Origin of the sequence: Mucilaginibacter lutimaris, assembly GCF_042676625.1 — a bacterium.
Taxonomy (GTDB): domain Bacteria; phylum Bacteroidota; class Bacteroidia; order Sphingobacteriales; family Sphingobacteriaceae; genus Mucilaginibacter; species Mucilaginibacter lutimaris.
On the sequence record NZ_JBHTIA010000003.1, the window covers coordinates 194281 to 218488 of the forward strand.

General features: G+C 43.8%; 14 protein-coding genes. All 14 read left to right on the forward strand.

The features are described from left to right. The first annotated feature begins 172 nt into the window (after positions 1-172). Positions 173-2500, forward strand: coding sequence for a GH92 family glycosyl hydrolase (locus tag ACFQZI_RS01615; protein WP_377137703.1), 2328 nt, complete (start codon positions 173-175; stop codon positions 2498-2500). Positions 2501-2506: 6 nt separating this feature from the next. After that, a complete protein-coding gene (locus ACFQZI_RS01620) occupies positions 2507-4648 on the forward strand; it encodes a glycoside hydrolase family 31 protein (protein WP_377137705.1) in 2142 nt (713 codons plus the stop codon). Positions 4649-4700: 52 nt separating this feature from the next. Next, a complete protein-coding gene (locus tag ACFQZI_RS01625) occupies positions 4701-6125 on the forward strand; it encodes an SGNH/GDSL hydrolase family protein (RefSeq protein ID WP_377137707.1) in 1425 nt (474 codons plus the stop codon). Positions 6126-6137: 12 nt separating this feature from the next. Beyond that, positions 6138-6965 carry an alpha/beta hydrolase gene (locus ACFQZI_RS01630; protein WP_377137709.1) on the forward strand — a complete coding sequence of 276 codons (828 nt, stop codon included), beginning with the start codon at positions 6138-6140 and terminating at the stop codon, positions 6963-6965. 291 nt (positions 6966-7256) lie between these two features. Continuing rightward, the gene (locus tag ACFQZI_RS01635; RefSeq protein WP_377137711.1) at positions 7257-9008 is read left to right on the forward strand and encodes a RagB/SusD family nutrient uptake outer membrane protein; all 1752 of its coding nucleotides are present in this window, start codon (positions 7257-7259) and stop codon (positions 9006-9008) included. 17 nt (positions 9009-9025) lie between these two features. Beyond that, positions 9026-9463 carry a DUF5004 domain-containing protein gene (locus ACFQZI_RS01640; protein ID WP_377137713.1) on the forward strand — a complete coding sequence of 146 codons (438 nt, stop codon included), beginning with the start codon at positions 9026-9028 and terminating at the stop codon, positions 9461-9463. Between the two features lie 21 nt (positions 9464-9484). Then, positions 9485-10492 carry a DUF4961 domain-containing protein gene (locus tag ACFQZI_RS01645; protein ID WP_377137715.1) on the forward strand — a complete coding sequence of 336 codons (1008 nt, stop codon included), beginning with the start codon at positions 9485-9487 and terminating at the stop codon, positions 10490-10492. A 216-nt stretch (positions 10493-10708) separates the two neighbouring features. Further along, complete coding sequence (locus ACFQZI_RS01650; protein ID WP_377141712.1) at positions 10709-13684, forward strand: SusC/RagA family TonB-linked outer membrane protein; 2976 nt, start codon at positions 10709-10711, stop codon at positions 13682-13684. Between the two features lie 26 nt (positions 13685-13710). Next, positions 13711-15417 (forward strand): RagB/SusD family nutrient uptake outer membrane protein, encoded by a 1707-nt coding sequence (locus ACFQZI_RS01655; RefSeq protein ID WP_377137717.1) that lies wholly within the window; start codon positions 13711-13713, stop codon positions 15415-15417. A gap of 39 nt (positions 15418-15456) precedes the next feature. Further along, positions 15457-18573, forward strand: coding sequence for a SusC/RagA family TonB-linked outer membrane protein (locus ACFQZI_RS01660; protein WP_377137719.1), 3117 nt, complete (start codon positions 15457-15459; stop codon positions 18571-18573). 123 nt (positions 18574-18696) lie between these two features. Next, positions 18697-19863 carry a prolipoprotein diacylglyceryl transferase gene (locus ACFQZI_RS01665; protein ID WP_377137721.1) on the forward strand — a complete coding sequence of 389 codons (1167 nt, stop codon included), beginning with the start codon at positions 18697-18699 and terminating at the stop codon, positions 19861-19863. A gap of 21 nt (positions 19864-19884) precedes the next feature. Then, positions 19885-21063 (forward strand): DUF4185 domain-containing protein, encoded by a 1179-nt coding sequence (locus tag ACFQZI_RS01670; protein ID WP_377137723.1) that lies wholly within the window; start codon positions 19885-19887, stop codon positions 21061-21063. Positions 21064-21141: 78 nt separating this feature from the next. After that, a complete protein-coding gene (locus ACFQZI_RS01675) occupies positions 21142-21804 on the forward strand; it encodes an SGNH/GDSL hydrolase family protein (RefSeq protein ID WP_377137725.1) in 663 nt (220 codons plus the stop codon). 100 nt (positions 21805-21904) lie between these two features. Beyond that, positions 21905-24175: a GH92 family glycosyl hydrolase gene (locus tag ACFQZI_RS01680; protein ID WP_377137727.1), complete on the forward strand. Its 2271-nt coding sequence runs from the start codon at positions 21905-21907 to the stop codon at positions 24173-24175. Positions 24176-24208 lie beyond the last annotated feature (33 nt).

Genomic DNA, 24208 nt, shown 5'->3' on the forward strand with positions numbered 1-24208 from the left:
AAATTCCTAAAATTTGCTAAATCGTTTTTTCTTCCATAATTTGGCGTATTAATACCAATTAATAACAACCGGATTTTAAACCTCATCATCTCTGAAATTTGATGGCAGGAATAGGAAATAGTATTAAAGCTATTTGCCTTATAATTTCGGGCAACCAAATTATGCTCTAACAATGTTTCGTTATATAAAAAAATACTTTGCAGCAAGTGTTGCGCTCGGCCTTGCCGCGGTGCAACCCATTTATGCGCAAAACCTGGCAAAATACGTTAACCCTTTTATAGGTGCCAGTACCAGTACTGCCGATGCAGGGGTTTACCACGGCCTTGGTAAAACTTTCCCGGGTGCAACCACGCCTTATGGTATGGTGCAGGTAAGCCCAAATACCATTACAGGGGGCGATAATGGCTCAGGTTACAGTTACGAACAAAAAAGCATCGAAGGGTTTGCATTTACTCAAATGAGCGGCATTGGGTGGTACGGAGATCTGGGTAACTTCCTGGTGCTGCCAACCACAGGCAGGCTAAAAACAAAAGCCGGAACCATAGCTCATCCCGAAGGCGGCTACCGTTCTCAATACGATAAAAAAACCGAAAAGGCTTCGGCAGGCTATTACAGCACCCAACTAACCGACTATAATATCAAAGCCGAAATGACAGCCGCTCCGCACAGCGGTATGCTGCGTTTCACCTTCCCAAAAAATGATCAGTCGCGCATCCAGATAGATCTTGCGCGCAGGGTAGGAGGTACCTCAATCTTGCAATATGTAAAGGTGGTTGATAATTATACCATACAAGGCTGGATGAAGTGTACGCCTGACGGCGGGGGCTGGGGTAATGGCGATGGTCATGCAGATTATATGGTTTATTTTTATGCCAAATTTAGTAAGCCGCTAAAGGATTTTGGCGTTTGGAGTGCCGATATACCTAACGACTGGGTGCGCAAGCGCGAAGAGGTTGGCAGCGATAAGTACCAGGATAGGATAGCCAGCGCGGCCATTTTAAAGGGTATTAAAGAAAAGCAGGGCAAACACCTTGGTTTTTATACGCAATTTGCCACCAAAGCAGGCGAGCAGGTGCTGATGAAATCGGGGATTTCATTCGTAAGTATTGCCGGTGCAAAAAATAACCTGCTGACCGAAATCAAAGACTGGAACTTTGAAGCTACCTATCAGCGTGCCGTGGCCTTATGGGATAAGGCTTTAGCCAAAGTAAACATACAAGGCGGGACTACAGATCAAAAGACAGTGTTTTACACCGCGCTGTATCATACCATGATAGACCCGCGCATCATCAGCGATGTAGACGGCAAATATCCCGGAGGTGATGGCAAAGCACATTACACTACAGCGTTTAAAAAACGCACAATTTTTAGCGGTTGGGATGTTTTCCGCAGCCAGATGCCTCTGCAAACCATCATTAATCCATCATTGGTGAACGATCTGATGAACTCGATGGTGACACTGGCCGATCAAAAGCAGAAGAATTATTTTGAGCGTTGGGAACTGTTAAATGCCTATACCGGCTGTATGCTGGGCAACCCCATGACATCCGTTTTTGCCGATGCTTATGCAAAAGGCATTCGTAATTATGATGTGAATAAGGCTTATGCGCTCTCGGTAGGTTCGGTAGAAAAATTTGGTAATGGGGAGAAAGGCTATACCCCGGGCGGTATAGGCATAGCCCAAACTTTAGAGTATGCTTATAACGAATGGTGCGTTTCGCAATTAGCCAAATGGTTAAATCATCCGGCAGACGAGCAAAAATACGCCGCCCGCAGTTTATCATACCAAAACATTTTTGATGAGGATAAAGGATGGTTCCGCCCTAAAGATGAAACCGGTAAATGGGTTGCCTGGCCGGATTCTGGCCGGATGACACAATGGTACGGCACCTTTGAGACCAACCCTTACCAGCAGGGATGGTTTGTACCGCATGATGTGGATGGAATGGTAAAGCTAATGGGCGGCAAAGAAAAAGTATTAGCCGACCTGGATAACCTGTTTGCCAAAACGCCAGATAACATGATGTGGAACGATTACTATAACCATGCTAACGAACCTGTGCATCATGTCCCGTTTTTGTATAACCGTTTAAGCCAACCATGGCTTACCCAAAAATGGACGCGCGAGATCTGCCGCCGTGCCTATAAAAATTCGGTTGAAGGGTTAGTGGGGAATGAGGATGTTGGCCAAATGTCGGCCTGGTACGTTTTGGCAGCAGCAGGCTTGCATCCGGTAACCCCGGGCGATACCCGTCAGGAGATCACAAGCCCTGTTTTTGATAAAGTTACCTTAAAGCTCGACCCTAAATATGCCAAAGGACAATCATTTACAATAGTTGCTAAGAATAATTCGGCTGCAAATATTTACATTCAAAGCGCGAAGCTAAATGGCCGAGCGTATAACAAATGTTACCTCGATTACAAAGATGTAGCGGCTGGCGGTACCCTGGAGTTAACCATGGGCGCTCAGCCAAACAAAAATTGGGGGATTGTAAATTAACAGCCTATGAAAACCAAACGTTACCTTACTCTTTTAATAATTTTTAACCTGCTTGCAATGATGTGCTTTGCGCAGCAATTGCAGTTAGCTGATGCCGCATCAGGGGTAAAAAAGATCTCGTTTGGTGTGCCCGATAAATTTTCGCCCTACAGCTTTTGTGCGGCACCGCCGGATAGCAAAGCCCTCTTGAATTTACCGGCAGGGAGCATTCCCTTTAAAGTAGGTGACATTAGAATTCATGTAACCGGGCGTGGCACTGTAGTAGAAATTCCGCTACAGGATAGCGAGCAGCTTTACGGCTTTGGTATGCAAATAGGCTCGTTTAACCAGCGCGGGTTGCGTAAAAGGCCGATTGTAAATGATAATCCGTTGAACGACGTAGGTTACAGCCATGCCCCAATGCCCTACTATGTTTCTACAGGTGGCTACGGCATTCTTATCAACACGTCCCGCTATACTACATTCTACTGCGGCACAACCGAGAAAGTTAAAGGCGGGCTTACTTCAAACGGTCCTAAAAATGCCCAGTCTACCAATGAATTGTACAGCAATAATGCGGCAGGCAGTTATGTAACAATTGATATACCAGGTGCAAAAGGCGCGGAGATATTTGTTTTTGAAGGCCCCGATTTGCGTACCGCTATTCAGCGTTATAATCTATTTTCGGGTGGTGGCGTTATTCCGCCACTTTGGGCTTTGGGTGTGAAATATAGGGTAAAGGCCGATTTTAATGCCGGGCAGGTTTATAAAATGGCCAACTATTTTAGAGATAACCAGATCCCTTGCGATGTTTTAGGCCTCGAACCGCAATGGCAAACGGCCGCTTATAGCTGCTCGTATGTTTGGAACAATAAGCTATTCCCCAATCCGCAAAACCTGATCGATAGTTTAAAGAACAACAACTTTCATATCAATCTGTGGGAGCACGCGTTTGTGAATGAGAAAAGCCCGCTGTACAGCCCCTTGAAAAATGCATCCGGTAACTACGCGGTGTGGAACGGTTTGGTGCCCGATTTTGCTGCCGAGAATACACGCAACCAATTTGCGGCGTATCATAAAACCACTTTTGCTGATAAAGGGATAAGCGGTTTTAAGCTGGATGAGTGCGACAACTCAAATCTTACCACAGGCGATGCTACCTGGAGTTTTCCTGAGTTGAGCGAGTTCCCGTCGGGCATTGATGGTGAGCAGATGCACCAGTTATTCGGCTTGCTGTATCAAAAAACAATGTTGAAGATGTTCCGGGAAAATAACACCCGCACATTATTGGATGTAAGATCGTCTAACGCCTTTGCATCATCTTACGCTGCATCTTTATACAGCGATATCTACGGGCATCAAAATTATATCCAGATGATACCCAATGCCGGGTTTTCGGGATTGCTATGGTCGCCCGAGGTAAGGGAATCATCTTCTTCTACAGAATTGTTAAGGCGCACACAAACCGCGGTATTATCGGCACAAACCTTATTTAATAGCTGGTATTTGCAAAACCCGCCGTGGCTGCAGTTTGATAAACAAAAAAATAACCGCAACGAATTTATGGCTGATGCTAAAGAAGTTGAAGCAACAGTTAAACAATTGCTCAACTTTAGGATGAGCTTTATACCTTACCTATACAATGCCTTCGCCCAATACAAGTTTAAAGGAGTGCCGCCGTTCAGGGCGCTGGTGGTAGATTATCCGGCAGATAAGAATGTATACAACATCGATAACGAATATATGATAGGCGAAAGCGTGTTGGCTGCACCGCTTACGGGCGACGCCAACCAGCGCAAGGTTTATTTGCCTGCCGGTAACTGGTACGATTATAATACTGATCAAAAATACGCTGGTGGCAAGGAATATACCATCACCAATAAGGTAGACCAACTTCCTATTTTTATTAAAGAAGGTGCAATTTTACCATTAGCTAAGCCTGTGCAGTTTACTAACGCTGCCACCGTGTTTGATGTAGATTGCAAAGTATATGGCGCTAATGCCAAAACAGCAAATCTTTTTGAGGACGACGGCCTGTCCTTCAATTTTGAAAAGGGTGCGTATAATACCATAAGCCTCAGCTGGGAAAATGGTAAGGGAAAGATCAAGCGTTCGGGCAATTACAAACAGATCAGGTACCGCATTAAAAGCTGGTCTAAAATCAATTAAAAATCTTAGAAATATTCAATACTGACTAACAACTAAATCGATTAACAAGAAAGTGAATAACCATATCAGATCAACATCGGCAACAAAACGTTTTGCGTTTGCTGCCATATTATTTACCGCGTTGGGTTTAAAATCTACCGTTAAAGCGCAGCAAATAGCACCTTTTAAAACCGGCGATCGTATTGCCTTTGTAGGGAATAGCATTACCGATGGGGGCCATTACCACTCCTACATCTGGCTATATTATATGACGCATTTCCCCAACCAACGTATGACTTGTTATAACGTAGGTATTGGCGGCGACGATATTAACCAGATAGCAGCACGTATTGACGCTGACGCAATTGCAAGAAAACCTACCGTACTAACCCTTACCTGGGGAATGAACGATACCGGGTATTTTGAATGGTACCGCAGCGATGCGCAAGACTTTATTGATAAGCGCCTGGTAAACAGCTATAAAACATACGCTGATCTCGAACAGAAATTGAAAAAGCAAACCGGGATCCGTAAGATCTTGATTGGCGGCTCGCCGTATGACGAAACAACAAAATTTACCAAGAAAAATATTTACCCGCACAAAGGCGAAGCCCTTGCAAAAGTAATAGCCCATCAGCAGGAATCGGCCAGGAAGAATGGCTGGGACTTTGTAGATTTCTTTCACCCAATGGATGCCATTAACAAACGTGAGCAGTTAAAAGACAGCACATTTAGTTTAACCCCAAGTGATCGCATCCACCCGGATAATAACGGGCACCTGGTAATGGCCTATATATTTCTAAAAACACAGGGGCTAAGCAACAAGGTAGTGGCCGACGTTAATATCAACGCCTCAAACAAAAAGGTGCTAAAGGCTGCAAACTGCACGGTTTTAAATTTAGTGGGTAGTGCCAAATCATTATCCTTTAATTATCTGTCAAAATCTTTGCCTTATCCGCTGGATACCATTCCGCGCGGTTGGGGTAACATCAAAAAGCAATCCGACGCTTTAAAGGTAGTACCCTTTAATGATGAGTTTAACCGCGAAATGTTAACTGTAAAAAACCTGTCAAACGGCCGTTACGATCTTTTAATAGATGGCGAGCGCATGGGTAGCTGGTCGGCAACGGAGTTTTCAAACGGGATAAACCTTGCCGAAATAACCACTACGCCGCAATACCAGCAGGCTATCCAAATTCGTGAATTGAACGAAGAACGTTGGGAGATCGAACGCCGCCTGCGTAACTACATGTGGATGGAATATGACCTTTTAAAAGGTAAGGGATTATTATATAAAGATAATAACGCGGCTATGGATACGGTTAAAAAGTACGCCTTGAAAGATATTTTTGTGAACGGCAATAAAGATAATTATACACGTGCCCGCTATAAAAATGTGCGCGACGCATGGCAAAAACAAATGGACGTACTAACTGACCAGATCTACGCTATTAACAAACCGCAAACCCACCGTATACAGATTGTCGCCTCAAAATAATACTACTATAAAATGCACACAAAAAAGCTTAGTACACTTCTATTGATCTGCGCCGGTTCGTTTTGGCTAAAAGCAACCGCCGGTACGGTTGATACCGCCTTAACCCATAGTGCAGCCATGAATAAAGATATGAAAGCGGTAGTTATAAAACCTGCCGACTATTCTGCTGCAAAAAAATACCCGGTAATGTATTTATTGCATGGGTTTAGCGGAAATTATAGCGACTGGATCAAAAAAATACCGGCTATTGCCAAACTGGCCGATACCTACCATATGCTTATAGTTTGTCCCGACGGCAATTTTGCCGGCTGGTACTTTGATAGCCCAATGAACAAGGAGTGGATGTACGAAACCTACGTGGCAAACGAACTGGTTAGTTACATAGATAAACATTATGCTACTATAGCCAATAGAAAGGGCAGGGCCATTACAGGCCTTAGCATGGGCGGCCACGGCGCATTCTTTTTGGCCTTTAAGCACCAGGATGTATTTGGTGCCGCGGGCAGCATGAGCGGGGTGGTTGATATACGCCAATTTGCCGATAGTTATGGCATAGAGCAGGTTTTGGGTAAATACAGCGAACATCCAGATGTTTGGGAACAACATTGTGTTGTTAGCCTTATACATTTAATAAAACCTAATGCACTCGCCCTAACATTTGATTGCGGCTATGACGACGCCATGTATAGCGGCAACCAGGAGTTACATGAAAAATTAATTGAACGGAAAATCCCGCATGATTACACGGTTAGGCCGGGTGGCCATACATGGGAGTATTGGGGTAACTCTGTAAACTACCAGGCGTTGTTTTTTAGCAGATATTTTAATAACCAAAAGTAACCGGGTGCCATACTTTTAAAAACATTGTTAAGTTCGGCTATAAAACTTATTAAAATGTTAAATATATGAACGCGCGGAGCGTTTTTTGTCAAAATAAAAAAAATATCATAAAAACTTTGCTAAATCGTTTTTATGAGTTATATTAGCACATAATTATAAACCAACAGTTATAACCAATTATTAAATTTTAAGGCAGTTAAGTTCGGAGTAGTCATTGCTAATGCTAAAACGATTTTACGGCTAACTACAATATCGGGGGCTTTTGCGCCTTTAATGTTTTAACCTTATAGTATGAGAAAAATTTACTTTCAGGTGGTTGCTTATTCCTTCTTTCTGGCGCTGTTTTTACTTGCATCGTGCAAAAAGGACGGTTTCCTGGGGCAAACAACCACATCTAACTTAACAGAAGAAACCGTTTTTAAAGATAGTGCCAATACGGTACGTTTTTTGGCCGGCATTTATGCAAATGTTGGGTTTAGCGCGTCTGCAAGCCGTTTTACTTACGGGCCGGACATATTCCATCAAACGCCTAACGGCGGGCTTGATGCCTCGTCAGACGAGGCAGAGGTTTTTAGCTCGGGCGGTTCTACAGCTTTAGCCTGGGAAACGGGTACTGTTAATGCTGCTGTAATTACCGATGATGCTTATAAAACTTCATACAACAATATTAGGGCGGTTAACCAGCTGCTTAAAAATTTGCCCAAAGCACCCATAGTAGCCTTTGTTAAAACACAAATGACAGCCGAAGCGCATTTTTTAAGGGCGTGGTATTACGCTATTTTATTAAAACATTATGGCGGGGTGCATCTGGTTGGCGATAGTATATATAACTATACCGATAAAATACCGGCCGCGCGTAATACATACGAGGAATGTGTTAACTACATTCTGGCCGAATGTGACCTTGCAGCCCAGGACCTGCCAAATGCACAGAGTGGCGTAAACTACGGCAGGGCATCTAAAGGGGCGTGCTTAGCGCTGAAATCTCGCGTATTGCTATATGCTGCAAGCCCGTTATTTAACCAATCTCCATTAAAAGACATTAAAAACGTTGAATTAGTAGGCTACAAAGAATATAGTTTAGAAAGATGGAGAATTGCAAGAGATGCGGCTGCTGCAGTAATTGGCCTTGGCGCTTACTCGTTAAACACCGATAATTCTACCCCCGGTGTTGGTTTCCGCGACCTGTTTACCAAGCGATATAATACCGAGTATATTTTCCAGTTAATGAGGCCGAATGATAACGTGGACCTGGAAAACTTATTCCAGCCGCCATCGCGTACAGGTAAAAATGGTGCCTTCCCTTTACAGGGGCTGGTTGATGCTTTCCCGATGAGGAACGGTAAACCAATTACCGACCCATCTTCGGGCTATAACCCGCAAAACCCATATGCAGGCCGCGATCCCCGGTTAGATTATACTGTAGTGCGCGATCAAACGCCTATGCAAAACAGGCTTATATCGGGCTTTTCTCCGGTGAATATCTTTCAGGGCAATTACAATAACTTAAAAACCGGGCCTGATGCGGTACACGTTGGCACATCAACAGGGTATTACACTAACAAAATGTTATCGCCAAACGCGGTTGCTAATGATTTTATGCACCGTACAGAAAGGTGTTTGCCTTTGATACGCTACGCCGAAGTATTACTAAACTATGCCGAGGCGGCTAATGAATATAGCGGGCCTGATGCTACAGTGTACCAGGCAGTTGAATCGATAAGGGAGAGAGCAGGCTTGTCGCCGTTTAAATTACCCTCGGGCTTAAGCCAAACGGAAATGCGCCAGGTGATCCAAAATGAGCGCCGTATTGAGCTTGCCTTTGAAGAGCACCGTTTTTGGGATGTACGCCGTTGGAAAATTGCCGAACAAACCGATAACATCCAAACCAAAGGCATGGAGGTAAACCGCGATGGCAGTAACGTTACTTACAAAATTTTTGATGTGCGTAAGCGCAACTTCCGCCCGGCAATGTACTTATGGCCTTTACCACAGGCAGAGGTAGCTAAATCGCCCGAAATGATCCAAAACCCTGGTTATTAATGTTTATACATAATTTAATGAAAAATAATCATACTATAAAAAGAATACTTTTGCTGCTTGTTGTGGTGCTAATGGCCGCATCCTGCAAAACAGAAAAGGTGTTTCCAAAGCAGGAAGCGCTAAAGGACATAAGCGGAAGCTGGCAGGTTATTAAGGCAACCCGTAACGGTACTGACCTGGCCGGCCTGGTTGATTTTAGTCAGTTCAGGATCCAGTTTCAAAACGGTACTTACAAATTGATAGATAAGCTGCCGTTCATAGTGAACAAGGATGGTGCCTTCGCGCTTGACGACCCCATGTATCCGTTTAAAATAACATTTACTGCTGCGGGGGCCGAGCCATTGTCAACAGCATTTACATACCCTATTGTAAATGGTAAAAGGCAACTTACTTTAACCTTTAGCCCCGGCTGTACCAACAACACATATGTGTACGTGTTGCAACAAACTAATTAATACACCAGCAAAAAATATACTATGATATCATATTTACATATAAAAGGTAAAAGCTTATGGAGGGCATGTGCCTGCCTTGTAATAGGCATTATGCTTGCTTGCTGCGGCGAGGAAATAACTACAGTTGAAATGCCTGGTACCGCCACAGTTGGACAGAATGTAACCTTTAAGGTTAACTTTAGGATCCCTACCGCCGGCGAGGGTACAAACAACTACCTCATATTTGCCATGCTGGTACCCAAGGGATGGAAAATGGCCGAAAATGCCAAGGTTACTTATAATAGCCAGGCTTTAGGCGGCGGTACAATGGATCTTATACCTGCTAATAACCTTCCTAAAAATGGTGGTGGATTAAACTGGCCGGCGTATACCAAAAAAATGTTTGGCAACGCGGGTAACCTTATCGACGATTTGGAGTGGGTAGTTTACCAATCGTCGAATAAGTATGATTATGCCAACGGCTATACATTTGAAGGCAACGTAACGGTAAACATGAAAGTTGCCGCAGACAATAACCCTACAATAGTTAAATTGAGCTATGTAATATCTGATACCAATAACGCCTACACAAGCAACGAGTTTGGTACTTATTACAGCCAAAAAGATTCTCCGTCATGTTTTGAAGTTACAGGCGGGACAGGAGATCTGATAGATTTTTGTAACCCTCAGCTAACAGTTGTGGATCCGCCAAAGTCATTAGACAATGATTTTGTAACGCTAACCTTTGATGGTACAGTTGTGGATACCGAAGTTAGCAATCTCTCAGAAGTATACTTATGTGCCACCGCTTACACCAACGATGGTAAAACCATAAAGGTATGCGAGCAAACCGATAAAACCCGCATGTCGCAATCACCGGCAAACAGTAAAAGGTTCCGTATTACGTTTTGGCCTAAGGCATTCTTTAATACAAGCGATACGCAAACCATAACTAAGATGGAGTACTTCGTTACCGATAAATCGGGCGCGAAAAGCGTTGGGTATGGTAACACAAAAGACCCATTTGTTTACACCTTTAAGTGCCAATAAACAGCCTATAATAACACATCAACGCGTTTATGATAAGCAATTAACGCGTTGCTAAAACGATATTTTAATTTTTGCCAACAATTTAAACTTTATACAATGGCTAAATGCTACTTAAGTAAATATTTTACGGCCTTAGTAATACTGATGCTGGCGCTGGTAACAACCGGCCGCGCCATGCAGCAGGATACTACGGCAATGTATGTTGCCCGGGCCGGGATGGCCGGCGGTGTTGTGCTTGACGAATACGGCAAGCCGTTTAAAGGTGTAAAAGTATCTGTAAAGGGTAAAACCGATATGGTAACCACCGATGCCGCGGGCCGCTTTGAAATTACTGCCGAAAATAACGCGGTATTGGTATTTATGCATCCTAATTATAACGTACAGCAAGTTACAGTAAAAGGTAACCGCGAAATTAGGGTTAGGCTGATTGATACCTATATTAAGTCTCCGGAAAAGATTGACGTATTATACGGTACTGCCGATGCAAGCAAAAACCTTGGCGCCATATCTACAATTTATACAAACCAACTAACAACTACGCCTGCTACGCTTTATACTTATGCGTTACCAGGCCAGCTGTCGGGATTGTACACGCAGCAGTTCAGTGGTTTTGCAGCTCCACAAACTACCCCGCAAACCAAGAGCGATTTTATTGGTAACGTTGTGTTGCACAATAACTATTCGGCAAATGATAATACTGAGTTTGGCTTAGCCTTGCGTGGTCAGTCGCCTATAACCATTATTGATGGTGTGCAGCGCGAGATTGCTTCGCTTGACCCGGAGAGCATCGAATCTGTATCGGTTTTAAAAGACGGGCTTTCTAACATCCTTTTAGGTGTAAACAGCTCAAGAGGGGTATTGTTAATTACTACCAAACATGCTGTTGCCGGCGCACCGCGCATCTCGTTTACCGCGCAAACCGCCTTGCAAACACCACTGGGTTTGCCAACAGTTTTACCTGCTTATCAATACGCTTACCTATATAACGAGGCATTGCAGAATGATGGCAAGCTACCTATTTACAGCGGTGCTGACATTACCGCCTACCGCGACCACTCCGACCCGATACGTCACCCTGATGTGAACTGGTATAACACATTACTCCGTAAAAATTCACCTATGAACAGTTACAAGCTGAATGTGAACGGAGGGTCCGAGATAGCGAGGTATAATGTATCGTTAAACTACCTTAACCAGGATGGGATGTTTAAAACAGCATCAGAATCGCCATACAATACAAACAACAACCTAAGCCGTTACATCATCAACTCAGATCTGGTAGTTAACGTTACCAAAAAATTTGTGGTAGATCTGCAATTGTTTGGCCGCATCCAATCTGGCACACAGCCGGGCGCGGGTTATGGTAACATACTCGCCCAATTATACTCTACGCCAAATAATGCTTATCCTGTTTATAACCCCGATAACTCTTTTGGTGGTTCAACAACATTTGCAAATAACCTTTTGGCGCAGGCGCAATATTCTGGCTACCAGCGTACAACAAGTAACGATGTATTGGCAAACCTTGATCTTACTTATGATATGAGTAGTGTTACCCCGGGCCTTTCCGGCAAAGCAAAAGGTAACATGGCGCTTTCATCACAAGGGGTTTTAAACAGATCATTACAAAATAATACGTTCGCATTAAAAGCCGATGATGGTTACGCACCTGTAGGTTCATCAGTAGCACAAATAAATACGTTTAACAGCGTATCGAGCGCCCGCTATTCGTTCGCGCAACTATCACTTAATTACGACAGGACGTTTGGTAAACATAACGTTACCGGTATGTTGTTATATGATACCCGTTCGGTTAACCTGAATTTCGATTTAACCAGCACTACTACAAATGAAGCCTTTAAAGCAGGTTACAACTACGATGGTAAGTACTTTATTGAAGGTGCGGTAAACCGCAGCGGTTACGACAGGTACCCGCCAAATAAACAATTTGGGTTGTTTTATGCCGGAGGCTTAGGCTGGCAAATGGCTAACGAAAGCTTTATTAAAGATAACGCAAGCTGGATTAACTCGTGGAAATGGCGCGCCACATATGGACGCACAGGTAATGCCAACGTAGATAACTTTGGTTACTATAACTTCCTGCAAACCTACAGCTCGCCAAATGGCTATCAATATGCTACAGGTACACTGCGCGCCGGTGTGCAGGGTGTTTTTGCCGATCAGTTGGCTAACCCGCTTATTAGTTGGGAAAAGGCCGACAAGATTGATGTGGGGATGGATATTGCCTTGTTTGATAACCACTTTAAAATTACCGCCGATTATTACCGCGACAGGTATAAAGACCTTTTACAGGTGCGTGGCCGAAGCAGCTTATTGCTGGGTACGCCTTACTCGGTTGAAAATATTGGCGTAGTGTTGAACCAGGGCGAAGAACTTACATTAACCTATCAAAACCACGTTGATAACTTTAACTACTTTATATCCGGTAATGCATCGTTGCAATATTCAAAAAATGTATATAGCGATGAAACCCCAACACCTTACCCATGGTTGCGCCGCACAGGCCAGTCAACCGGTGCTATATACGGTTACACAGCACTGGGTTTTTTTAAGGATGCACAGGAAGCGGCAACAAGTGCTACCACAACAGGTTACACAGCACAGGCCGGTGATGTAAAGTATAAGGATCTAAACAATGACGGCGTAATTAACCAGTTTGACATTTCGGCCATTGGCAATAAAAAACCGCTGCTGTTTTATGGAGCGTCAATGGGTTTTAACTATAAGGGCTTTAGCTTCAGCATGATTGTTCAGGGTGTTAAAAACCGCGAGGTTATGTTTAACAACTCTATGCTGACCGGCTTTGTAGGTGTGGGTTTATTCGGTAATAATTACGTAGGCCAGGCTTACGATAATTTAACCGGCAGATGGACACCTGAAACCGCTGAAACAGCTACGCTTCCACGCCTGTCGTTAGGTAATACCAATAATTCGCCAAGTTCAACACTTTACCTGCGCAAAGGCGACTATTTAAGGCTTAAAAATGCAGAAATAGGTTACAACCTGCCATACCAATGGGTTCGTAAATTGAAATTAGCAGGCGTAAGGCTGTTTGCGAATGGCGAAAACCTGGTAACGTTATACGGCTACAAAGAGATAGATCCTGAAGTAAACAACGGCGCTTACCCGATACAAAGGGTAATAAATGCAGGTGTTACTGTTAAGCTTTAATTTTTGGCCATCGTAAAATTATGATCATGAAACATCAAAAAAATATTATAGCGGCAATAGCGCTAATACTGGCTATTGCAGGGTGCAAAAAATATGAGCAGTTCCCTGTTGATAAAGTTGGGATAGATAAGATATTTGACCCGCGCGACTCGGCAGGTACAAACGCGCAGAAATACCTTTACGGGATATATTCTGTATTAAAGAACGGCCACAACCGCGTTGGCGGTGATTATCTCGACGCAGCGTCTGATGATGCTGTATCTTCTGCATCCAGCCCCTCTAATATAGTTACTATACTATCCACAGGCTCGTACAACTCTTATAATTTGCCTAACGAAGAAAACCTTTTTGGCGCTTATTACGCGGGCATCCGCCAGGCAAACGAGTTTGTTACACATATTGATGTTGTACCTGTACTTGCCAAGTACAAGGGCTACTCCATGAAATATGTATGGAAGAGCGAAGCCCGGTTATTACGAGCATACTTTTATTTTGAATTGGTAAAGCGTTATGGCGGTGTACCATTAATGGGTAATAAGGTTTATACCATTACCAACGACCTCACATTACCACGCAACTCGTTCGACGATTGTATAAAATATATTGTAAGCGAGTGCGATGCTGTACAGGACAGCCTGTTAACATTCCCGATAGCCGACCCGGAAGCCGACAGCCATCGTGTTACCAAAGGAACTGCTTTAGCATTAAAGGCAAAGGTGTTGTTATACGCTGCAAGCCCGCTGTTTAACGGCGGCAACATCGACGCATCAAATCCATTAACGGGATATACCGATTTCCAGTCTTCGCGATGGGCCGCTGCTGCTAATGCCGCTAAGGATGTGATAGACCTGGGCACATACTCGTTAGTATCTGAGTTTAAGGATGTGTTTTTAACGCAAAATAACCCCGAGGTATTATTTATTCGCCAGGGCGATAACAGTAACAGTGTAGAATCTGCAAACGGCCCGGTTGGCTTCCCTGGAGCAAATGGCAAAGGTCAAACCAGTCCCACACAAGATCTGGTTAACGCGTTCCCAATGGCTAATGGTTTACCTATTACCAACGCATCATCCACCTACGATATCAACAACCCTTATAATAACCGCGACCCAAGGCTTGCTAAAACCATTCTTTACAACGGCGCGCAATGGTTAAACACTCAGATACAAACATTTGAGGGCGGGCTAAGTAAACCAAACAGCTCGCTACAGCAAACCAAAACCAGTTACTACATGCGTAAGTTCATGGGCAATTTTGAAGGCACCAACAACTATACCGCGCACAGTACCGACTGGGTGATCATGCGCTATTCCGACATTTTATTAGGGTACGCTGAAGCATTAAACGAGTTTGAGGGTCCAACAACCAATGTTTACAATACTTTAATAAGCATACGCAAGCGTGCGGGTATTAATGCCGGCGCCGATAACCTATACGGCTTAAAAGCAGGTATCACAAAAGATGAGATGCGTACAGTAATACAAAATGAACGCCGTATTGAACTTGCCTTTGAAGAAAACCGCTATTGGGATATACGCAGATGGAAACTTGCGGAAAACACTATGAACCAGCCACGCACAGGCTTAAGCATCGTAAAAGCAGGTACTGCTCTCAATTACAATCCTGTTAATGTGCTTACAACAAAGTTTGTTACGCCCAAGATGTATTTGTACCCTATACCGTACGACGAAGTGCAAAAGAACCCTAATATGAAACAAAACCCCGGATGGTAATTACCAGAACGGCAATTTAAACCAATTAATTAAGCAGTTATGAGAAAAATAATACTTTTCTTTCAAATAATATTCATGTTGCTACCGGGGGCTTTGTTTGCACAAAACACAGTGGTTACGGGTAGGGTGCGCGATATAACCGGGGTTTTGCCGGGTGTATCGGTTGTAGAAAAAGGCATCCCCACCAATGGAGGTATTACTGATGTAAACGGCAGGTTTTCTATCACATTAAAAGGCCAGTCCAGAACTATTATAGTACGTTTTATTGGTTACACCAGCCAGGAAGTAAAAATAGGCGATAAAACAACGGTTGATATAACCATGCAAACCAGTACTAATGGTTTGGACGAAGTATCGGTAGTTGCATACGGCACGCGTAAACGTATCACCAGTACAGGCGCTGTAAGCTCCATATCGGCCGGCGAAATACGTACTGTGCCAACAGCGAATGTACAGAACGCGCTTACCGGTAAATTACCGGGCTTTTTCTCGCAGCAAGGGTCGGGCCAGCCGGGTAAAGATGCATCAGACTTTTATATCCGTGGTGTAAGCTCGTTAAACCCTGCGGGTAACCAGCCGCTTATTATTGTTGACGATATTGAGTACAACTATGACCAGTTACAGCAAATTAACGTTAACGAGATTGAAAACATCTCTATTTTAAAGGATGCATCATCAACAGCGGTGTATGGTATTAAAGGTGCCAACGGTGTGCTTGTAGTTACTACCCGCCGTGGTAAAGGCGGCGCGCCAAAGGTAAATGTTAGGGTTGAAGGCGGTATGCAGCAGCCTACAAGAACGCCTAAATTTTTAGATGCTTATAATTCGGCTTTGCTAATAAACGAAGCGCAATTAAATGATGGCATACCACAAAGCTTTACCCAGGCCGATCTTGATGCGTTTAGAAATGGTAACGACCCATATGGCCACCCTAACGTGAACTGGTACGAAAAGATCTTTAAAAAGCAGAGTTACCAGGCGAATACCAACCTGGATATATCTGGCGGTACCAACGCTTTAAAATACTTTATATCTGGCGGTGCGTTAAACCAGACTGGTTTGGTACGCGATTTTGCCGACCCGCAAAGCCTTGTAAATACTAACTACTATTTCCGCAGGTACAACTTCCGCTCTAACCTGGATCTTAAGGTCAACAAAACACTTGATCTGCGTTTAGATGTAACCACCCGCTTCTCTGACCTTAACCAGCCATATAACCAAAATGCAGTGGGCGAGGTATATAATTTTGCAAAGCAAACTCCGTTTACATCGCCTTACTTAAACCCTAATGGCAGTTATAGTTACGCTTATTCGCCGTTTAACCCCGATCACCTGCCTACGCTAAATGCAAGGCTGGCAACAGGCGGTTATCAGCACTCACGCAGAACAGACTTTAACTTTTTATTTGGGGCTACACAAAAGTTAGATGCCATAACAGATGGTTTATCGCTTACAGGCCGTATCGCTTACTCAAGCATCGAGCAGTACACTAAACAAATATTTAACGAGGGCATCCCATCCTACCATTACGATCCCGTTACCGACCAATATTCGTTACGCCCGGGTGGTACATATGTGTATCAAAACTATGGTTTAACCGGAAATACCGATCAGAATACGAATAACTACAACTTACAGTTATTTTTAAATTACGACCGTACATTCAGCAATACGCATCACTTCTCGGGCCTGGTGTTGTTTAATCAAACAGCCAATACATTATACGCGGCCAATTCTTTATCAGGAGATCTGGTTGGTGTACCTCAAAAATTCAGGGGTGTATCGGGTAAGTTAGGTTATGATTACAAACAAAAATACCTGATAGATTTTAACGTGGCTTATAACGGAACCGACCGTTTCGCCGCAAGCAACCGCTTTGGTATCTTCCCGGCAGTAAGTTTGGGGTATAACCTTGTAAAGGAAGATTTCTTTAACAAAGCGCTGCCATTCTTTAGCTTATTTAAATTAAGGGCCAGCTACGGTTTAGTAGGTTCTGATGCTGCACCGGGTAACCGTTATGTATATAATCAGGTTTATAATAATGGTGGTGGTTACAACTTTGGCCAATCGCCGCAGCCTTATACTACCATTTATGAAGGTTCGTTGGGCAACCCAACCGTTGTTTGGGAACGCGCCCGCAAACTTGATATTGGTTTGGATATGAACTTATTTAACGATAAGATCTCGGTAACGTTTGATTATTTCAGGGATGTGCGCGACAAACAGCTGATAACCCCGGGCAGTATACCGTTAGTGTTAGGTGTTGACTTACCTGCCGTTAACCTTGGTAAAACCCAAAACAGGGGTTTCGACGGGCAAATAAGTTACCATGGCAATATTGGCAAGTTCCAATACAATACAGGCCTGGTTTTCTCATATGCCAAAAACAAAATATTGTTTAAAGACGAAGCCGCCCCCGCGTACCCATGGCTTGCACAAACCGGCTACTCTATTGGCCAGCAATATGGTTACCATTTCCTGGGTTACTACACCGCACAGGATATCGCAGCCATCAATGCCTACCAGTCAGTTAACGGCTCAAACGCGGGTAATTCAATTGCCATACCCGATAATGGTATACAATTGCAACCCGGAGACCTGCGCTACCAGGACCTTAATGGTGATGGTGTAATAAACGTATTTGATAAACGCGCCATAGGTAATCCAAACCTGCCAAACACTATCCTGGGGCTTTCATTACAAGGTGTTTACAAAGGGTTTAGCGTAAGCGTATTACTGCAGGGGTCGTTCAATTACAGTTTTGCTGTACTTGGCACAGGTATCGAACCATTCCAGAGCCAGTTTCAGCCAATACACCAGGAAAGATGGACGCCGGCAACCGCGGCTACTGCCAATTTCCCAAGGTTAGGGCTTAACCCAACATCAGTAAACAGCCCAACATCATACTTTAGCGATTACTGGTTGGTTAATGCCTACTACATCCGCTTAAAAACGATTGATGTTGGTTACCAGTTGCCTACCAGGTTATTGCCTTTCAAAATAAATAATGCCAGGGTTTACCTGAGCGCTTACAACTTGTTTACCTGGAATAACTACAATAAGTACCAGCAAGACCCCGAAATATCTACAAATACCGCCGGTGACGCTTACATCAACCAGCGTGTTATAAACTTAGGTGTACAACTGGGCTTTTAAGTAAACTATTTAAGAGGCAGGGTTAACGCAAATACGTGTTTATCCCTGCCTTTTTTATGAATGTTTATGCGGCTTTCAACCTAAACCAGCCTTCATTCACCACGTATTTTATACATTAGTAGTATGTTCCCTACCATTGGTCACCTGGTTGAATACCTGTTCCACATCCGGCTGGCATTCCCCATACAAACTTTCGGCTTTTTTGTGGCCCTGGCTTTTTTTGGGGCGTACATTGTTTTTACAGCCGAGTTTAAAAGGTACGAAGCCAATGGTAAGATACATGCTTTTAAACGTAAAATAGTAATTGGCCGGCCGGCATCGATGTTAGACATCGCGGCTAATTTTATCTTAGGGTTTCTTTTTGGCTTTAAAACTTTCGGCGCGCTTTTTAACTACGATCTGTTTGCTAAGAACCCGCGTGCCTATCTGTTATCTGCAAATGGCAACCTTTTTATAGGTTTGCTTACGGGTATTTGCTTTGCCGTGTGGATCTATATCGACAGAAAAAGCCACCGGTTAAATAAACCAAAGGTTGTTGAAGAAACCCGACACCCATACCAGCTAATGGGCCTTATTGTGTTTAGTGTAGGTTTCTTTGGGTTTATAGGGGCAAAGTTATTTGATGCGGCCGACAATTTTAACCTATTTGTACACGACCCGATAGGCGTGTTCTTTTCATCAAATGGCTTTGCTTATTATGGTGGCTTAATATTTGGCGCGCTTACTTATTTGTATATTGGTTACCGCTACGGAATGAAACAGGTACACCTGGCAGATATAGGGTCGCCGGGTATGATGCTGGCTTATGGTGTAGGCCGCATAGGTTGCCAGCTTGCAGGTGATGGCGATTGGGGGAGGGTTAACATACACCCCAAGCCAGCAGCACTTACCTGGTTACCCGATTGGATGTGGAGTTTTAAATACCCGCATAATGCTATTAACGCGGGTATCCCTATACCTGGCTGCACGGGCAACTATTGTAACCAATTACTACAGGGCGTATACCCAACGCCATTCTACGAGTTGGTACTTTGCCTGGCTATGTTTGGGTTGATGTGGGCATTCCGGAAAAAGATAAAGACACCGGGTTTAATGTTTTCCATATACCTGATCCTTAACGGTGGCGAGCGTTTTTTAATAGAACATATCCGTATAAATTTTAATTACAGGTTTTTAGGTATTACATTTACACAAGCAGAATTAATTGGCGTACTTATGCTGCTTGGCGGCATAGCCGGAATAATTTCCATTGCATACAAGCGCTATAAACCTGCCCGTAATATCCGTTAAACCTGTTTAATAATTATTTTGATGAAAAGATTTGCGATGTTTTGCATATGCCTTTGTACTGCGTTATCGCAAAGCATCGCCCAAAAAAAAGCGGTAAACCTTACTGACGTTAAGTTTACAGTAGCGGAAGCGCCTGAATGGTCGGCACTGTTAAAGCGTAATTCGGGCTGGTTTGGCGGCGATGGTATTTACACCATTCCCATGAATGGGGTTGAGGGGAAATATACCGGGCCAAATAGTAAAACCCTTTTTATATTTAGCGATAGTATGGTAGGGGAGATAAGGGAAAATACCTTAATGCCAGGGTATAGAATGATCCATAATTCGGCAGCGGTATTAAACGGTAACAAGCCTGTTACCGGTAACATGAAGTTTTACTGGAATACAGATGAAAAGAATGGAGCAGAATCGCTGTTTGTACCAGCCACACCAAAAGCCGACAGTACCGATTATTACTGGCTGGGCGATGGTTTTGTAAACCAGGCAAATAAGGCTACATACATATTTGGTTACAGGGTACGCAACATGTACCAGGGGCCGTTTGGTTTTAGAGAGGTGGGCAATACGCTTATTAAACTTACCCCGGGTACTAATCCGCCGTACAAAGCAAATAAGCAAATGGATACCCCGTTTTACCTTACAGATGGTAAAGATGATATAGGCTCATATGGTGCCGCTGTTTATGTAAATACCAAAGCTGCCGGCGCGGCTACTCCTGATGGGTATATATATATATATGGTGTGCGCGGACTTGCAAAAAACTTATATGCTGCACGTGTGTTGCCAACCGATTTTGAGAACTTTAAAAAATGGAGGTTTTGGGATGGGAAGGCATGGGTTGCAGAAATAGATAAAGCAGCTGTACTTACTACAGGTGTATCAAACGAACTGAGTATCTCCGCTCTTCCTGATGGGCGGTATGCGCTTGTTTTCCAACAAAACGGAATGAGTACAACAGTTGGCATGCGTATAGGAGCAAGCCCCATAGGCCCGTTTGGCCCCATCATAAAACTTTGGGATTGCCAACCCGATCTAACGGAGAAAACATTTGTGGTGTACAACGCTAAAGCCCATCCAACTTTATCTAAACCCGGCGAGTTGATAATAAGTTACAACATCAATTCGGTTGAGTTTGATAAAGATCTTAAAAAGCACCCTAACCTATACAGGCCACGTTTTATTCGCGTAAAATTTAATTAATGTAAATGCTATTTGGTTATTTAGAAATAATAACTACATTAGCTAAATCAATTTAGCATCCTTGCTGATAAACCGGTTATGAAAAAGTATTTATTGTTGATATTGATTATCATAATGTGTTCTTTTCAGGCGCAAAAACCTGTTAAGATCGTTTTCTTCGGAGACTCAATTACCGAGTACGGTGTAAGGCCGGATGGCTATATTACGCTGTTTCAGCAAAAGTTAAAGGATAATAACAAAGCCGCAAATTATGAGGTAGCGGGCGCAGGTATAGGCGGCAACAAAATTTACGATTTGTACTTACGTTACGAGGAAGATGTATTATCTAAAAACCCGGATGTTGTTGTAATATGGGTTGGCGTGAACGATGTTTGGCACAAACGCCTTTTTGGCACCGGTACCGATTGGGATAAATTTGGTAAGTTTTATACCGCGCTCATCAAAAAGTTTCAGGCTAAGGGCATAAAGGTTACCATTTGTACACCGGCAGCTGTTGGCGAAAAAACCGATTACAGTAATGAGCTTGACGGTGACCTCAATAAATACTCGCAGATAATACGGGACATTGCCGCACAAAATAATTGCGGACTTGTAGATTTCAGAAAAACTTTTCATGAATATGGGTTGAAGAACAATCCGCAGAATCTTGATAAAAATATCCTGACCGGGGATGGGGTGCATTTAAACGTAGCCGGGAACAAGTTTGTAGCCGATGCGTTTTATGATGCCCTTATTAAATAGGAGATTGGTTTTTGGTTTTATATTTGAGTTAAGAGTAAAAAGGGGGTGTGTGCCCCCTTTTTCAAATCCGTCTCCCGCAACATTCATCCGCTAATTTAAAATGAAAAGATCTTTAGTCTTTCTTACCCTGCTTATTGCCGGTGTTGCACATGGCCAGCACGCCAACCTGGTGCATTATGCCAATACTTTACAAGGTACAAACAGCAAATTCGAACTATCATACGGTAATACTTACCCGGCCACCAGTGTGCCATTTGCCATGAACACCTGGACACCTCAAACAGGTAAAAATGGCGAAGGATGGAAATATCAGTATTTTGAAAATAAAATTCGCGGGTTTCAGCAATCGCACCAGTGCAGCTCGTGGGTTAACGATTACGCGGTGTTTTCGTTAATGCCCGTAACAGGCAAATTAGTGGTGACCGATGACGACCGCGCTACAAGTTTTTCGCACAAGAACGAGATTACGCAGCCAAACTATTACCGTGTAAAGCTGGATAATAACATTGTAACCGAGATGACCACTACCGAGCGTGGCGCACATTTGAGGTTTAGTTTTCCGGCATCGGCCCCGGCCTATCTGGTATTGGATGGTTACACCAAAATGAGCCGGGTTAGTATCAATATGGCAGAGCGTAAAATTACAGGTTGGGTAAATAACTGCCGCTGGGCGCCAGAAAACTTTAAGAATTATTTTGAGATAGTATTTGACAGGCCGTTTAAAGCTTACGGTACCTGGGAGAATAAAAAGGGCGTTATAAACCCCAACAACAAAACTGACGAAGGGGAGGGCAAAGGCGCTTACATTGAATTTGCACCGGGCACGGTTGTGCAGGCAAAGGTGGCATCGTCATACATCAGCCCCGGGCAGGCAACATTAAACCTAACTACCGAGTTGGGGGAATTTAAAACTTTTGAAGATACCAAAGCGGCATCTACCAAAATATGGAACAAGCTATTTAACCGTGTATTGGTAGAGGGTGGTACCGAAGAGCAAAGGGCTACTTTTTACTCGTGCCTTTACCGGGCTAACTTATTTTCGCACCGGGTGTTTGAGTACAATAAGCAGGGTAAGCCCTATTATTACAGCCCGTATGATGGCAAGATCCATGATGGCTATATGTATACCGATAACGGCTTTTGGGATACCTTCCGCGCGCAATTCCCGCTAAATACCATACTGCATCCAACAATGGAGGGGCAATATATGCAGGCATTGTTAGCCGCACAAGAACAATGCGGGTGGCTGCCGTCATGGTCGTTTCCGGCGGAGACCGGCGGGATGATCGGCAACCACGCCATATCGCTATTGGCTGATGCCTGGGTAAAAGGCATCCGCACGTTCAACCCGCAAAAGGCCCTCAAGGCTTATGATCATGAAGCCAACAACAAAGGCCCATGGGGCAGCGCGAATGGCCGCGGAAATGCTAAGGAGTATAACACGAATGGCTATGTACCGTACTCCGAACGTACGCAGGGCGCAACAGCGCAATCGCTCGAATATGCTTACGACGATTTTTGCGGCTATAACCTCGCCAAGGCTATTAGCAATAAACCATATATGTCGCAATTCGGTAAAAATATGTATAACTACAAAAGCCTTTACGACCCGGGCACCCGCTTTATGCGCGCTAAGGATGAGAACGGTAAATGGATAGAACCTTTCGATCCGTTATCGTGGGGCGGGCCGTACACAGAGGGTAACGCGTGGCATTGGCAATGGTCGGTTTTTCATGATGTGCAGGGGCTGATAAACCTGATGGGTGGCAATAAAAATTTTACCGCTAAGATAGATTCGGTATTTTCACAACCATCTACTATTGTGCCGGGCGGCTATGGTTCGGTTATACACGAGATGACCGAGATGGCTCTGATAAAGATGGGGCAGTATGCACACGGTAATCAACCCATACAGCACATGATATATTTATACAATTATGCCGGCGAGCCCTGGAAAACACAATGCCATGCCCGTAATATTATGGAGAAGATCTATAATTCTACCCAAAACGGATACCCGGGCGATGAAGACCAGGGCCAAATGTCGTCGTGGTATGTACTTAGCGCCCTGGGCATTTACAGCGTTACCCCCGGTGTACCGCAATATGCAATTGGCAGCCCGGTATTTAAAAAGGTGACCATTACGCTGGAGAACGGGAAGAAATTTGTGATACAGGCGGATAATAACAGTAAGCAAAACGTATATATCCAGTCGGCAACACTAAACGGCAAACCTTACACACATAACTGGCTAAGTCATTCAGCCATAACTAATGGCGGTACATTACATTTTAAAATGGGGAGCAAGCCAAATTATAAAAGAGGTGTTACACAGGCTGATAAGCCATTTTCGGTATCCACAGCAAAATAATGAAACAGTAGGGTATTGTTATGGAGGGCTTAT

Bases quoted from the DNA above. Each gene is read 5' to 3' on its own strand.
- ACFQZI_RS01615 (WP_377137703.1), top strand. From the start codon at position 173: ATGTTTCGTTATATAAAAAAATACTTTGCAGCAAGTGTTGCGCTCGGC.
- ACFQZI_RS01620 (WP_377137705.1), top strand. From the start codon at position 2,507: ATGAAAACCAAACGTTACCTTACTCTTTTAATAATTTTTAACCTGCTT.
- ACFQZI_RS01630 (WP_377137709.1), top strand. From the start codon at position 6,138: ATGCACACAAAAAAGCTTAGTACACTTCTATTGATCTGCGCCGGTTCG.
- ACFQZI_RS01635 (WP_377137711.1), top strand. From the start codon at position 7,257: ATGAGAAAAATTTACTTTCAGGTGGTTGCTTATTCCTTCTTTCTGGCG.
- ACFQZI_RS01640 (WP_377137713.1), top strand. From the start codon at position 9,026: ATGAAAAATAATCATACTATAAAAAGAATACTTTTGCTGCTTGTTGTG.
- ACFQZI_RS01645 (WP_377137715.1), top strand. From the start codon at position 9,485: ATGATATCATATTTACATATAAAAGGTAAAAGCTTATGGAGGGCATGT.
- ACFQZI_RS01650 (WP_377141712.1), top strand. From the start codon at position 10,709: ATGGCCGGCGGTGTTGTGCTTGACGAATACGGCAAGCCGTTTAAAGGT.
- ACFQZI_RS01655 (WP_377137717.1), top strand. From the start codon at position 13,711: ATGAAACATCAAAAAAATATTATAGCGGCAATAGCGCTAATACTGGCT.
- ACFQZI_RS01660 (WP_377137719.1), top strand. From the start codon at position 15,457: ATGAGAAAAATAATACTTTTCTTTCAAATAATATTCATGTTGCTACCG.
- ACFQZI_RS01665 (WP_377137721.1), top strand. From the start codon at position 18,697: ATGTTCCCTACCATTGGTCACCTGGTTGAATACCTGTTCCACATCCGG.
- ACFQZI_RS01670 (WP_377137723.1), top strand. From the start codon at position 19,885: ATGAAAAGATTTGCGATGTTTTGCATATGCCTTTGTACTGCGTTATCG.
- ACFQZI_RS01675 (WP_377137725.1), top strand. From the start codon at position 21,142: ATGAAAAAGTATTTATTGTTGATATTGATTATCATAATGTGTTCTTTT.
- ACFQZI_RS01680 (WP_377137727.1), top strand. From the start codon at position 21,905: ATGAAAAGATCTTTAGTCTTTCTTACCCTGCTTATTGCCGGTGTTGCA.